At 44.7% G+C, this 12,527-nt stretch carries 24 protein-coding genes; 3 read left to right on the top strand and 21 right to left on the bottom strand.

Features of this window, described 5'->3' with window-relative positions; translation table 11 throughout:
• Window positions 1–20: 20 nt before the first annotated feature.
• Window positions 21–830, top strand: a complete 810-nt coding sequence (locus tag ACQEXU_RS18740) for a DMT family transporter (protein WP_427011908.1) — start codon at window positions 21–23, stop codon at window positions 828–830.
• 3 nt (window positions 831–833) lie between these two features.
• Here ACQEXU_RS18740 and ACQEXU_RS18735 read toward each other — a convergent pair whose 3' ends face one another.
• Window positions 834–1,403: a LysM-like peptidoglycan-binding domain-containing protein gene (locus ACQEXU_RS18735; RefSeq protein WP_427011884.1), complete on the bottom strand. Its 570-nt coding sequence runs from the start codon at window positions 1,401–1,403 to the stop codon at window positions 834–836.
• A gap of 232 nt (window positions 1,404–1,635) precedes the next feature.
• Here ACQEXU_RS18735 and ACQEXU_RS18730 point away from each other — a divergent pair, with 232 nt between their 5' ends.
• Both ACQEXU_RS18730 and ACQEXU_RS18725 read left to right on the top strand, forming a co-directional pair.
• Complete coding sequence (locus ACQEXU_RS18730) at window positions 1,636–2,256, top strand: FKBP-type peptidyl-prolyl cis-trans isomerase (protein ID WP_367987434.1); 621 nt, start codon at window positions 1,636–1,638, stop codon at window positions 2,254–2,256.
• Window positions 2,257–2,356: 100 nt separating this feature from the next.
• On the top strand, window positions 2,357–2,854 hold the full coding sequence (locus ACQEXU_RS18725) for a DUF2780 domain-containing protein (protein ID WP_427011883.1): 498 nt from the start codon (window positions 2,357–2,359) through the stop codon (window positions 2,852–2,854).
• Window positions 2,855–2,960: 106 nt separating this feature from the next.
• Here the strand turns inward: ACQEXU_RS18725 and rplQ are convergent, their stop codons facing one another.
• The 20 genes from rplQ to rplP form a co-directional block, all read right to left on the bottom strand.
• The gene (rplQ, locus tag ACQEXU_RS18720) at window positions 2,961–3,341 is read right to left on the bottom strand and encodes a 50S ribosomal protein L17 (RefSeq protein WP_005383141.1); all 381 of its coding nucleotides are present in this window, start codon (window positions 3,339–3,341) and stop codon (window positions 2,961–2,963) included.
• Between the two features lie 26 nt (window positions 3,342–3,367).
• Window positions 3,368–4,360: a DNA-directed RNA polymerase subunit alpha gene (locus tag ACQEXU_RS18715; RefSeq protein ID WP_367987436.1), complete on the bottom strand. Its 993-nt coding sequence runs from the start codon at window positions 4,358–4,360 to the stop codon at window positions 3,368–3,370.
• 24 nt (window positions 4,361–4,384) lie between these two features.
• On the bottom strand, window positions 4,385–5,005 hold the full coding sequence (rpsD, locus tag ACQEXU_RS18710) for a 30S ribosomal protein S4 (RefSeq protein WP_367987437.1): 621 nt from the start codon (window positions 5,003–5,005) through the stop codon (window positions 4,385–4,387).
• 27 nt (window positions 5,006–5,032) lie between these two features.
• Window positions 5,033–5,422, bottom strand: coding sequence for a 30S ribosomal protein S11 (gene rpsK, locus ACQEXU_RS18705; protein ID WP_001118870.1), 390 nt, complete (start codon window positions 5,420–5,422; stop codon window positions 5,033–5,035).
• Between the two features lie 18 nt (window positions 5,423–5,440).
• Window positions 5,441–5,797 carry a 30S ribosomal protein S13 gene (gene rpsM / locus ACQEXU_RS18700; protein WP_005450559.1) on the bottom strand — a complete coding sequence of 119 codons (357 nt, stop codon included), beginning with the start codon at window positions 5,795–5,797 and terminating at the stop codon, window positions 5,441–5,443.
• 147 nt (window positions 5,798–5,944) lie between these two features.
• Window positions 5,945–6,058 carry a 50S ribosomal protein L36 gene (gene rpmJ / locus ACQEXU_RS18695; RefSeq protein WP_000868186.1) on the bottom strand — a complete coding sequence of 38 codons (114 nt, stop codon included), beginning with the start codon at window positions 6,056–6,058 and terminating at the stop codon, window positions 5,945–5,947.
• A 25-nt stretch (window positions 6,059–6,083) separates the two neighbouring features.
• On the bottom strand, window positions 6,084–7,418 hold the full coding sequence (gene secY, locus ACQEXU_RS18690) for a preprotein translocase subunit SecY (protein ID WP_367987438.1): 1,335 nt from the start codon (window positions 7,416–7,418) through the stop codon (window positions 6,084–6,086).
• 20 nt (window positions 7,419–7,438) lie between these two features.
• Window positions 7,439–7,873, bottom strand: coding sequence for a 50S ribosomal protein L15 (gene rplO, locus ACQEXU_RS18685; RefSeq protein WP_367987439.1), 435 nt, complete (start codon window positions 7,871–7,873; stop codon window positions 7,439–7,441).
• Between the two features lie 5 nt (window positions 7,874–7,878).
• Complete coding sequence (gene rpmD / locus ACQEXU_RS18680) at window positions 7,879–8,055, bottom strand: 50S ribosomal protein L30 (protein WP_000201159.1); 177 nt, start codon at window positions 8,053–8,055, stop codon at window positions 7,879–7,881.
• A 7-nt stretch (window positions 8,056–8,062) separates the two neighbouring features.
• A complete protein-coding gene (rpsE, locus tag ACQEXU_RS18675; RefSeq protein ID WP_004745894.1) occupies window positions 8,063–8,566 on the bottom strand; it encodes a 30S ribosomal protein S5 in 504 nt (167 codons plus the stop codon).
• A gap of 14 nt (window positions 8,567–8,580) precedes the next feature.
• Window positions 8,581–8,934, bottom strand: a complete 354-nt coding sequence (rplR, locus tag ACQEXU_RS18670; RefSeq protein WP_367987440.1) for a 50S ribosomal protein L18 — start codon at window positions 8,932–8,934, stop codon at window positions 8,581–8,583.
• Between the two features lie 9 nt (window positions 8,935–8,943).
• Window positions 8,944–9,477 carry a 50S ribosomal protein L6 gene (rplF, locus tag ACQEXU_RS18665; protein ID WP_367987441.1) on the bottom strand — a complete coding sequence of 178 codons (534 nt, stop codon included), beginning with the start codon at window positions 9,475–9,477 and terminating at the stop codon, window positions 8,944–8,946.
• Window positions 9,478–9,489: 12 nt separating this feature from the next.
• Window positions 9,490–9,882, bottom strand: a complete 393-nt coding sequence (gene rpsH / locus ACQEXU_RS18660; RefSeq protein ID WP_367987442.1) for a 30S ribosomal protein S8 — start codon at window positions 9,880–9,882, stop codon at window positions 9,490–9,492.
• A 31-nt stretch (window positions 9,883–9,913) separates the two neighbouring features.
• Complete coding sequence (rpsN, locus tag ACQEXU_RS18655) at window positions 9,914–10,219, bottom strand: 30S ribosomal protein S14 (RefSeq protein WP_367987444.1); 306 nt, start codon at window positions 10,217–10,219, stop codon at window positions 9,914–9,916.
• A gap of 17 nt (window positions 10,220–10,236) precedes the next feature.
• The gene (rplE, locus tag ACQEXU_RS18650; protein ID WP_005450569.1) at window positions 10,237–10,776 is read right to left on the bottom strand and encodes a 50S ribosomal protein L5; all 540 of its coding nucleotides are present in this window, start codon (window positions 10,774–10,776) and stop codon (window positions 10,237–10,239) included.
• Between the two features lie 23 nt (window positions 10,777–10,799).
• Entirely contained in the window at window positions 10,800–11,117 is a 318-nt protein-coding gene (gene rplX / locus ACQEXU_RS18645) for a 50S ribosomal protein L24 (RefSeq protein WP_005455662.1), read from the bottom strand.
• A 12-nt stretch (window positions 11,118–11,129) separates the two neighbouring features.
• Window positions 11,130–11,501 (bottom strand): 50S ribosomal protein L14, encoded by a 372-nt coding sequence (gene rplN / locus ACQEXU_RS18640; protein ID WP_004410450.1) that lies wholly within the window; start codon window positions 11,499–11,501, stop codon window positions 11,130–11,132.
• A gap of 159 nt (window positions 11,502–11,660) precedes the next feature.
• Entirely contained in the window at window positions 11,661–11,915 is a 255-nt protein-coding gene (rpsQ, locus tag ACQEXU_RS18635) for a 30S ribosomal protein S17 (protein ID WP_367987445.1), read from the bottom strand.
• On the bottom strand, window positions 11,915–12,106 hold the full coding sequence (gene rpmC / locus ACQEXU_RS18630; RefSeq protein ID WP_004410456.1) for a 50S ribosomal protein L29: 192 nt from the start codon (window positions 12,104–12,106) through the stop codon (window positions 11,915–11,917). The genes rpsQ and rpmC overlap by 1 nt, the downstream gene beginning before the upstream one ends.
• The gene (gene rplP / locus ACQEXU_RS18625) at window positions 12,106–12,516 is read right to left on the bottom strand and encodes a 50S ribosomal protein L16 (protein ID WP_021704472.1); all 411 of its coding nucleotides are present in this window, start codon (window positions 12,514–12,516) and stop codon (window positions 12,106–12,108) included. Before rplP ends, rpmC begins: the two co-directional genes overlap by 1 nt.
• Between the last annotated feature and the right edge of the window lie 11 nt (window positions 12,517–12,527).

Genomic DNA, 12,527 nt, shown 5'->3' with positions numbered 1-12,527 from the left:
TCGCGATACTGTTACTCATTATGGGCAATTTATTTGCCTCTCTTTCCGATGTTGCTGTAAAGTTACTTAATGGCGAAATCTCCACCTTTCAATACATTTTCATCCGCCAATTATTATCTGTGATCGTAATTGGCCCTCTATGGTTGCGGTTGACCAAACAACAAAGGCAAATCCATACACCGATGCTCCATATTGCAAGAGCACATCTAATCATCTTGGGTAGCGGATGCATGTTCGTTGCCATCACTCATTTACCCTTAGCTACTGCAAATGCCGTCTTTTATGCTGGTCCATTATTGATGCTACCTTTATCCGCTTTATTGCTACGAGAATCGCCCAGTATTACAAACATACTACTCGCGTTATTCGGCTTTATTGGTGTTCTTGTGGTATTGAGGCCTTCAGAATTTCATTGGGCAGCTTGGTTTGCACTTGGTACGGCAGTAACATTGGCTTTATTTAATATCAGTGCTAGAAAAATCGACAGTGTACAACCTCTCATCAGTACACTATTTTGGACCAGCCTACTCTCACTACCGGTATCAGGGTTCTTAGCAATATTGTATTGGCAGCCAACGTCGATAAAGCACTTATTACTCATCTTATGCAGTGCAGGCCTTATCCTTGCTTACAACGGCTTGGCTGTAAGAGCCTACCAACGAGCACCGGCAGCCAAAATAGCAATAGCTGAAAATTCTGGCTTAGTATTTGTCGCCCTATTTGGTTTCATGTGGTTTAACGAGATACCAGATTGGTTGACGACATTAGGAATTGCAATGATTTTGCTTCCCCTAATGCCGTGGAAAGTGTTACTAGGAAATAAATGGTAATGTCTATTTACTGCGACCAAAACCACCATCAGACAACCGAAAAAACATGACCGAGCCTGCTTTTTTTTCCAGCTGGAGAATATCTAAGGAGCCATCTTTCGCAAGCTTATAGCGAACCAATTGGCCTTTTTTTATGTAACTGAGTGGTTTGTCGTTCCCTTCAACTTTCACCAATGCGTTCAGATCTGCCATTGGCAAGCCATTAGTTCGAAAAACTTGAGCTAATGTATCGCCATTTTTTACAACGTACTCTTGCCATACATCAGATTTTGTACCGCTAATTGCAGAATCAAATTGTTCACTCAAACCCGAAGTGTTGATATCGACTTCTACTCTCTGCGTGTTATTGGATTGTGGTGTAGTTATACCATTTTCCGCCCTTGGGAATGGGATAATGGCTATTAACGTGACAACAGGAACAACGATCAGAAGAGCTCGCTGATGAAACTTAGGCAACATTTGCCAGAGTTCAACAACTTTTTGCTTATACGGAGCAATCTCGAACTTTGACCAGTGCTCCTTTAGCAATGCCAAATAATCTGTTTTCTGCTGCTTTTTTCTTCTGCGATTCATCGCTTAATGTCTCTCGCTATAGAACTAAGGTAAGTATAAGAATAGGAATGCTCTGAGTATAGAGATATCGATGCGATTAGGTAATGTGCAGGTAAAATCTTACTGTGACAAGAAAAAAACAAGATCGAACTCTCATTACGTTCGAATGACAAACGCAAATGCGACCCAACGTTTAAACTCCAAGTTTAAGCTGGTATCCTTTAGCCTTTCATCCTCAACCGAGAGAGACATCATGTCTGAAGTTAAATTTGAAACTGTAGAGCAAAAAGCAAGCTACGGTATCGGTCTACAAATGGGCCAACAGCTAGCAGGTTCTGGCTTAGAAGGCCTAAGTGTTGACGCAATTGCAGCAGGTATTGCAACAGCACTTACTGGTGATATGCCATCTATTGAAATTGATGAGATCAACAAAGCACTTCAAGAGCTTCACACTCGCGCTGAAGCTGCACGCCAAGAAGCGGCAAAAGCTGCTGCAGCTGACGGTGAAGCATTTCTAAAAGACAATGCACTACGCCCAGAAGTTACTGTACTTGAGTCAGGCCTTCAATACGAAGTGATCACAGAAGGCACTGGTGAAATTCCAACTTCAGATAAGCAAGTACGTGTTCACTACCACGGTGAGCTAACTGACGGTACTGTATTCGACAGCTCTGTATCTCGCGGTCAACCAGCAGAATTCCCAGTAACTGGCGTAATTAAAGGTTGGGTTGAAGCACTTCAACTAATGCCTGTTGGTTCTAAGTGGAAACTATACATCCCACAAGATCTCGCATACGGTGAGCGTGGTGCAGGTGCAGCTATTCCTCCATTTGCAGCACTAGTATTCGAAGTTGAACTACTAGATATCCTATAATCTAGCAGCGAATTAAGGTTAAATAATGGCGATACTTTTGTATCGCCATTTTTTTTGTATATGATTCTCATATCACTTTTAATAACTATAAGGATTGTAAATGAATAAGTTTCTCATCGCTGCTGTATTAACTGGTACAACTTTGCTTGGATGTCAAAGTAACAGTTCTCCAAATACACAAACCTCTTCAGAGACTAACTATACAACTATCGCAACAAGTGTAGCCATGGCTGCACTACAAGCTTGGTCAACACAGGGAAATTTAGACTCCGCATTAATAGAGTCTATACAAGGAGTGACTAATGTATCAACGGATCAAGCTATCGGGGGGGTTGGCTCTCTTTTAGCACTTGCACAAAACACATTGAAACCAAGTCAAAATAATGAGCTTGGTTCGCTAGTACCAGGTTATGAAGCCTTAGAGAATAGCGGATTAACTTCAATGATAACAACCAGTAGTGCTGTAGATAGTACTTTTTCAAGCTTGGGTATGGATACTTCAATGGTGAATAGCTTCTCCCCCATCATCATCGAGTCATTGAAGTCTCAGGGAGCAAGCTCATCTCTGCTTAGCTCATTAGGAGCAATTTGGCAGTAACACTGAGTTTTATAAGAGAAGCAAAGGCTAGAGTCACTTCTTTTAGAAAGTCACAGATACAAAAAAGCCGAGCTTACGCTCGGCTTTTTAGTTCTTAGGAACCTGATTACTCAGCAGCTTCTTCAGCAGCTGGGCGATCTACAAGCTCAATGTAAGCCATTGGAGCTTTATCACCAGCACGGAAGCCAGCTTTTAGGATACGAGTGTAACCGCCCTGACGAGCAGCAAAACGTGGACCTAGTTCGTTAAATAGTTTTGCAACTACTTCGTTATCACGAGTACGTGCAAATGCTAGACGACGGTTAGCAACGCTGTCAGTCTTAGCTAGTGTAATCAAAGGCTCAACTACGCGACGTAGCTCTTTTGCTTTTGGCAGTGTAGTCTTGATAACTTCATGACGTACTAGAGAGCTAGCCATGTTGCTGAACATCGCTTTGCGATGACTGCTGTTGCGGTTGAGTTGACGACCACTCTTACGATGGCGCATGACCTAATCCTTCTAACTAGTATCGATTAATCTTCAGCGATAGACGCTGGTGGCCAATTTTCTAGGCGCATGCCCAGAGATAGACCACGTGATGCAAGTACGTCTTTGATCTCAGTAAGAGATTTCTTACCAAGGTTTGGCGTTTTAAGTAGCTCAACCTCAGTACGCTGTACAAGATCACCGATGTAGTGAATCGCTTCTGCTTTCAAACAGTTAGCAGAGCGAACTGTTAGTTCAAGATCGTCTACAGGACGCAGTAGGATCGGATCGAATTCAGGCTTCTCTTCCTTCTCCTCAGGTACACGTACATCACGAAGATCTACGAACGCATCCAATTGTTCAGCTAGGATAGTAGCCGCACGACGGATTGCTTCCTCAGGGTCTAGAGTACCATTCGTTTCCATATCGATGACTAGCTTATCTAAGTCAGTACGTTGCTCTACACGAGCAGCATCAACAGAATAAGCAATTTTATCTACCGGGCTGTATGTTGCATCAACCAGTAGGCGGCCAATTGGACGCTCATCTTCTTCAGTATGGATACGAGCAGAAGCAGGAACATAACCGCGACCACGTTCAACTTTAATGCGCATAGCGATTTCAGCGTTGTCATCCGTTAGGTGACAAATAACGTGTTCTGGGTTAGCGATCTCTACATCACCGTCATGGGTGATGTCACCTGCAACCACAGGGCCCGAGCCTGATTTGTTTAGCGTAATAAACACTTCATCTTTGCCTTCGGCAACGCGTACAGCCAAACCTTTAAGGTTTAGAAGGATTTCAAGAATATCTTCCTGAACACCTTCTTTAGTGCTGTATTCGTGTAGAACGCCTTCAATCTCTACTTCAGTAACGGCACAACCCGGCATAGAAGATAGTAGAATACGGCGAAGTGCATTACCCAGAGTATGGCCAAAACCACGCTCTAACGGCTCAAGAGTTACTTTTGCGTGAGTCGTGCTGATTTGTTCAATGTCAACAAGACGTGGCTTAAGAAATTCTGTTACAGAACCCTGCATTGTGTCCTCTCTTTAGTTTAAACCTTACTTAGAGTAAAGCTCGACGATCAATTGTTCGTTGATGTCAGCAGATAGATCTGAACGCTCAGGCATACGCTTGAACGTACCTTCCATCTTACCACCATCTACTTCAATCCAAGTTGGTTTTTCGCGTTGTTCTGCAACTTCTAGAGCTGCTTTGATGCGAGCTTGCTTTTTAGCTTTCTCACGAATAGCAACAACGTCGTTTGCCGCAACTTTGAAAGAAGGAACGTTTACAACTTTACCGTTAACTAGAATAGCTTTGTGGCTCACTAGCTGACGTGCTTCTGCGCGAGTTGCACCAAAGCCCATACGGTAAACTACGTTATCAAGACGACCTTCAAGAAGCTGAAGTAGGTTTTCACCTGTGTTGCCTTTAAGGCGAGCAGCTTCTTTGTAGTAGTTACGGAATTGTTTTTCTAGAACGCCGTACATACGACGAACTTTTTGCTTCTCACGAAGCTGAACGCCATACTCAGATAGACGACCGCGACGAGCGCCGTGTACACCTGGTGCGTTATCAATTTTACACTTGGTATCGATCGCGCGTACACCAGACTTAAGGAATAAGTCAGTGCCTTCACGACGGCTAAGCTTCAGCTTAGGACCCAAATATCTTGCCATGATCTTTCTCCAATCTTCCCAGAAACGTTATACGCGACGTTTCTTAGGTGGACGACAACCGTTATGTGGGATTGGTGTAGCATCAACAATATTAGTGATGCGGAAACCAGCAGCGTTCAGTGCGCGAACAGTAGATTCACGACCTGGACCTGGACCCTTAACCATAACTTCCAAGTTCTTTAGGCCGTATTCTTTAGCCATTTCAGCACAACGCTCTGCAGCAACCTGTGCAGCAAACGGAGTAGACTTACGAGAACCGCGGAAACCTGAACCACCAGCAGTAGCCCAAGCTAGTGCATTACCTTGACGGTCAGTGATAGTTACGATTGTGTTATTGAAAGATGCATGAATGTGCGCAACGCCATCTGCAACTTGCTTGCGTACGCGCTTACGAGCGCGAGTTGGTTGTTTAGCCATTGTACTCTACCTTCCCGATTATTTCTTGATCGGCTTACGCGGACCCTTACGGGTGCGAGCATTGGTTTTAGTACGCTGTCCACGTAGTGGTAGACTGCGACGATGACGAAGACCACGGTAACAGCCAAGGTCCATTAGACGCTTGATGTTCATAGATACTTCACGACGTAGATCACCTTCTACAGTGTACTTAGCTACACCATCACGCAGTTGATCGATCTGCTCTTCAGTTAGTTCACTGATCTTAACATCTTCAGCAATACCCACTTCAGCCAAAATTGCCTGAGAGCGAGTTTTACCGATGCCATAAATCGCTGTTAGTGCGATTACAGCATGTTTTTGATCAGGAATGTTAATGCCTGCTATACGGGCCATTATTCACTCCTAGTGTTTCATAAAAGAATTAGCCGCAGCAAAGCCCGTAGAGGATACGCTGCGGAATACTACTTCTTTTGCACGCAAAAGGTAGGCCGAGGAATATACTCGACACTACCTTATATTTCAAGTAAAAATTTCTGCTGATTAGCCTTGGCGCTGCTTGTGCTTTGGCTCACTGCAAATCACGCGTACAACACCGTTACGCTTGATTACTTTACAGTTACGGCAGATTTTTTTAACGGAAGCACGAACTTTCATTGCTAAACTCCGTAATGAAACCTGATTATCGGCCGTAGCCTTTCAGGTTTGCTTTTTTCAACACAGAATCATACTGTTGAGACATCAGATGAGTCTGTACCTGTGCCATAAAGTCCATGATTACAACTACTACGATTAGTAGAGATGTACCGCCGAAGTAGAAACGTACGTTCCACGCGACCATCATAAACTCTGGAATCAGACAGATAAACGTAATGTACAGTGCACCAGCAAGGGTTAAACGTGTCATTACTTTATCAATATACTTAGCTGTCTGCTCACCTGGGCGGATGCCGGGTACGAATGCACCGGACTTCTTCAAGTTATCTGCTGTCTCTCTCGGGTTGAAAACCAACGCCGTGTAGAAGAAACAGAAGAAAATAATCGCTGCGGCATAAAGCATGACATACAAAGGTTGACCTGGGCTAAGAGCTAAAGACACGTCAGTTAACCAACCGAACGCGCTGCTCTCACCATTCTGACCAAACCATTGCGCCAATGTTCCTGGGAACAAAATAATGCTTGATGCAAAGATTGCTGGAATAACACCTGCCATATTAATTTTAAGTGGCAAGTGAGTGCTTTGCGCAGCAAATACTTTACGACCTTGTTGACGCTTCGCGTAGTTCACAACGATTTTACGTTGACCACGCTCCATGAAAACAACGAAGTAAATTACTGCAAAAGCTAGTACACCAATCAACAGCAGAAGAAGTACATGCAATTCACCTTGACGCGCTTGCTCGATTGTTTGACCGATTGCAGAAGGCAACCCAGCAACAATACCTGCGAAAATTAGTAACGATATACCGTTACCTATTCCACGCTCTGTAATTTGTTCACCTAACCACATAAGAAACATGGTGCCGGTTACTAAACTTACGGTAGCAATTAGCGTAAACATGGTTTGGTTGATAACAACCAGATTATCGACCATGTTTGGTAAGCCTGTTGCAATACCAATAGCCTGGAATGTTGCAAGTACAAGCGTGCCATAGCGTGTATATTGGCTTATCTTACGACGGCCTGCTTCACCCTCTTTTTTGAGTTCCGCTAACGCTGGATGAACTACTGTTAGCAATTGGACAACAATAGATGCCGAAATATACGGCATGATGCCCAATGCTAAGATAGATGCACGCTCAAGAGCACCACCGGAGAACATGTTAAACATTTCAACGATGGTACCTTTTTGCTGTTCGAACAAATCGGCAAGTACAGCAGCGTCAATACCAGGAATCGGCACAAAAGAGCCGGCTCGGAATACTAAAAGTGCACCAATTACGAATAATAAGCGCGACTTTAGCTCACTTAAGCCGCTCTGAGCACTACGAAAATCTTGTCCTGGTTTCTTAGCCATCTGTACCTCGTTCCTCGAGATTATTCCTCGATTTTACCGCCTGCAGCTTCGATTGCAGCTTTAGCGCCTTTAGTCACACGTAGACCTTTAACAGTCACTGCTTTGTTAATTTCACCAGAAAGAACAACTTTAACAAATTCGATGTTCTTAGTGATTACGTTAGCAGCTTTAAGGCTGTTTAGATCAACCACGTCACCAGTTACTTTCGCTAGCTCAGCTAGACGAACTTCAGCAGACACTAGGCTCTTACGAGAAGTGAAACCGAATTTAGGTAGACGTTGTTTCAGAGGCATTTGACCGCCTTCGAAACCTGGGCGAACTTTACCGCCAGAACGTGATTTTTGACCTTTGTGACCACGGCCACCTGTTTTACCAAGACCAGAACCGATACCACGACCTACGCGCTTCGCAGAAGGCTTAGAACCCGCAGCCGGTGATAGAGTATTCAAACGCATTCTGATTACTCCTCAACTTTAACCATGTAGTAAACCTTGTTGATCATACCGCGTACGCACGGTGTATCTTCAAGTTCTACTGTGTGGTTGATTTTACGAAGACCTAGACCACGAAGCGTAGCTTTGTGCTTAGGTAGACGACCAATTGAGCTTTTAGTTTGAGTTACTTTAATAGTTGCCATCGTGTGCTTACTCCGAAATAGATTCAACAGTTAGACCACGTTTAGCAGCAACCATTTCTGGCGACTTCATGCTACCTAGTGCATCGATCGTTGCACGAACGATGTTGATAGGGTTCGTAGAACCGTATGCTTTAGATAGTACGTTGTGTACACCAGCAACTTCTAGTACTGCACGCATCGCACCACCGGCGATAACACCTGTACCTTCTGCAGCAGGCTGCATGTAAACTTTAGAGCCCGAATGGCGACCTTTCACTGGGTGGTGAAGAGTGCCTTCGTTAAGCGCGATCGTAGTCATGTTACGACGTGCTTTTTCCATTGCTTTTTGAATCGCTGCAGGTACTTCACGAGCTTTGCCGTAACCGAAACCTACACGACCGTTACCGTCACCAACAACTGTTAGTGCAGTAAAGCTCATGATTCGACCACCTTTAACCGTCTTAGAAACACGGTTAACTGCGATCAGCTTTTCTTGCAAATCATTCGCTTGAACTTGTTGTTCTTTAGCCATCTTCCAACCCTACCTTAGAATTTCAGACCAGCTTCGCGAGCAGATTCTGCTAGCGCCGCTACTCGACCGTGGTATTGGAAACCAGAACGATCAAATGCAACTGCTTCAACGCCTTTTTCAAGAGCGCGTTCAGCAATAGCTTTACCTACTGCTTTAGCTGCATCGATGTTACCAGTGTATTTCACTTGCTCACGGATCGCTTTTTCTACAGTAGAAGCTGAAGCGATAACCTCAGAGCCGTTTGATGCGATAACCTGAGCGTACACGTGACGAGGAGTACGGTGTACTACTAGGCGAGTTGCACCCAGTTCTGCAATCTTACGACGTGCACGTGTAGCACGACGGATGCGAGATGCTTTCTTATCCATAGTGTTACCTTACTTCTTCTTAGCTTCTTTAGTACGCACATTTTCATCTGCGTAACGAACACCTTTACCTTTATAAGGCTCAGGCTCACGGTAAGAACGAATGTCAGCCGCTACTTGACCAACAAGTTGTTTGTCACAACCAGTGATCACGATTTCAGTTTGGCTTGGACATTCAGCTTTAATACCCGCTGGCAACTCGTGCTCAACAGGGTGAGAGAAGCCAAGTGTTAGACCTACAGCGTTGCCTTTAATAGCAGCACGGTAACCAACACCTTTAAGAGTTAGCTTCTTAGTAAAGCCTTCAGTAACACCAACAACCATGTTGTTAACTAGAGCGCGAGCAGTACCTGCTTGTGCCCATGCGTTAGCAACACCTTCTTTAGGACCGAAAGTAAGGTTGTTATCTTCCTGAGCGACAACTACTGCGTCATTAAGAACGCGAGACAGTTCGCCTTTAGCACCTTTTACAGTGATTTCTTGGCCGTTTAGTTTCACCTCTACGCCAGCTGGAATAGCGACAGGTGCTTTAGCAACACGAGACATATTCTACTCCTATTACGCTACGTAGCAGATGATTTCACCACCAAGACCTGCTTTACGTGCAGCACGGTCTGACATCAGACCCTTGGAAGTTGAAACGATAGCAACACCTAGACCACCCATTACAGATGGTAGCGAGTCTTTGTTCTTGTAGACGCGCAGACCTGGACGTGAAACACGCTTTAGTTGCTCGATAACTGGTTTAGCTTGGAAGTACTTAAGAGTAACTTCTAGCTCAGGTTTTACGTCGCCTTCAACAGCGAAGTCAGTGATGTAACCTTCAGCTTTTAGTAGTGCAGCGATTGCAACTTTAAGCTTTGAAGAAGGCATCTTAACAGCAACTTTGTTTGCTGCCTGACCGTTACGAATGCGGGTCAGCATATCCGAAATCGGATCTTGCATGCTCATATGATTTACTCCAAATGATTAAAAGTGGCAATTACCAGCTAGCCTTACGAAGACCCGGAATCTCGCCTTTCATGCAAGCTTCACGAACCTTAATACGGCTTAGACCGAACTTACGTAGGTAACCGTGTGGACGACCAGTTTGGTTACAACGGTTGCGCTGACGTGATGCACTTGAATCACGTGGAAGAGTTTGCAGTTTTAGAACCGCGTTCCAACGATCTTCTTCAGATGCGTTTACATCGCTGATGATAGCTTTTAGCGCTGCACGCTTTTCAGCGAACTTAGCTACTAGCTTCGCACGTTTAGCTTCACGTGCTTTCATTGATTGTTTAGCCATAACAGTAACCCTTCACCTTACTTACGGAATGGGAAGTTAAAGGCAGCCAGCAGAGCACGGCCTTCCTCATCAGTGCCAGCAGACGTCGTGATAGTAATATCAAGACCGCGCACACGATCAACTTTATCAAAGTCGATTTCCGGGAAGATGATTTGCTCGCGAACGCCCATGCTGTAGTTACCGCGACCGTCAAAAGACTTAGCGCTAACACCACGGAAGTCACGTACACGTGGAAGAGCGATCGAAATTAGACGCTCAAGAAAATCCCACATACGTTCGCCACGCAAGGTTACTTTACAACCGATAGGGTAGCCTTCACGGATTTTGAAACCTGCTACAGATTTACGAGCTTTAGTGATAAGTGGCTTTTGACCAGAGATCGTTGCCATATCAGCAGCTGCGTTTTCTAGCAGTTTCTTATCGTTGATTGCTTCACCAACACCCATGTTTAGGGTGATTTTCTCGATTCTAGGGACTTGCATGACGCTTGTGTAGCTGAACTGTTTGGTCAGTTCAGCGACTACAGACGACTTGTAGTAATCATGCAGTTTCGCCATAGTAGAACTCCAAATTACTTCTATTAGTTAGAAACGGTTTCGCCGTTAGACTTGAAGAAACGAACTTTTTTGCCGTCTTCAAAACGGAAACCGATACGGTCCGCTTTACCAGTAGCTGCGTTGAAAATAGCCACGTTAGAAACATCGATCGCTGCTTCTTGCTCAACGATACCACCTTGGATACCTAGAGCAGGAACAGGTTTCTGGTGTTTCTTAACAAGGTTGATACCTTCTACGATAACTTTACCAGTTGCGAGAACCTTAGTTACTTTACCTTTCTTGCCTTTATCTTTACCAGCAAGAACGATTACTTCGTCATTACGACGGATTTTAGCTGCCATCTTACGTGCTCCTTACAGAACTTCTGGAGCCAGTGAAACGATCTTCATGAACTTATCGCCACGAAGTTCGCGTGTCACAGGACCAAAGATACGTGTACCGATTGGTTGCTCAGTGTTGTCGTTCAACAATACACAAGCATTTCGGTCGAAGCGAATGACAGAACCGTCCGGACGACGTACGCCTTTACGGGTGCGAACTACCACCGCCTTCAGAACGTCACCTTTTTTAACTTTACCGCGAGGAATTGCTTCCTTAACAGTAACTTTGATAACGTCACCGATATGTGCATAACGGCGGTGAGAGCCACCCAGAACCTTAATACACATTACGCTGCGAGCGCCTGAGTTATCAGCTGCGTCCAGCATACTTTGCATTTGGATCATGTTAGTGCTCCGCTAAATATTAAAACTAGACCCATCTCGGGTCGGGCTGCCTCTTTAAAAGGGACGCGAATTGTACCACCCTTTTTTGTGATTGGGTAGTCAAAAAATAAACGGCTCCAAAAATAATTTTGGAGCCGTTTCTTTATAGATAAGTGAAGATTACATCTTCGCCTTTTCTACAACTTTTACCAAAGTCCAAGACTTAGTCTTAGACAGTGGACGACACTCTGCGATTTCAACAGTGTCGCCTAGGCCACACTCATTGTTTTCGTCATGTGCGTGTACTTTAGTCGTGCGCTTTACGAATTTACCGTAAATTGGGTGTTTAACCATGCGCTCGATAGCAACTACGATAGACTTGTCCATCTTGTCGCTAACTACACGACCTTGTTGAGTACGTTTTACTTCGCTCATTATGCGCCTGCCTTCTCAGTCAAAACAGTTTTCACACGTGCGATATCACGGCGTACAGCTTTCAGAGTATGAGTTTGCTGTAGCTGACCAGTCGCAGCCTGCATGCGCAGGTTGAACTGTTCACGTAGCAAATTCAAAAGCTCAGCGTTAAGCTCTTCAACGCTCTTTTCGCGTAGATCTTGTGCTTTCATCACATCACCTGCTTAGTTACAAATGTAGTCTTGAATGGCAGTTTACGAGCCGCTAGGCGGAACGCTTCACGTGCCAATTCTTCAGGTACACCGTCCATTTCGTACATAACCTTACCAGGTTGGATTTGGGCTACCCAGTACTCAACGTTACCTTTACCCTTACCTTGACGAACTTCAAGCGGTTTTTCTGTGATTGGTTTGTCTGGGAACACACGGATCCAGATTTTACCTTGACGCTTAACATGACGCGTCATTGCACGACGTGCTGCTTCGATTTGACGAGCAGTTAGACGACCACGGCCAACAGCTTTCAAGCCGAAAGTACCGAAACTTACGTCAGTACCTTTAGCAAGACCGCGGTTACGACCAGTGTGAACCTTACGGAACTTAGTACGTTTAGGTTGTAGCATCTGTCGACTCC

The organism is Vibrio sp. TRT 21S02, assembly GCF_050113675.1.
Taxonomy (GTDB): Bacteria; Pseudomonadota; Gammaproteobacteria; order Enterobacterales; family Vibrionaceae; genus Vibrio.
Note: the sequence above shows the minus strand (reverse complement) of the source record. Positions and strands in the feature narration are given on the sequence as shown.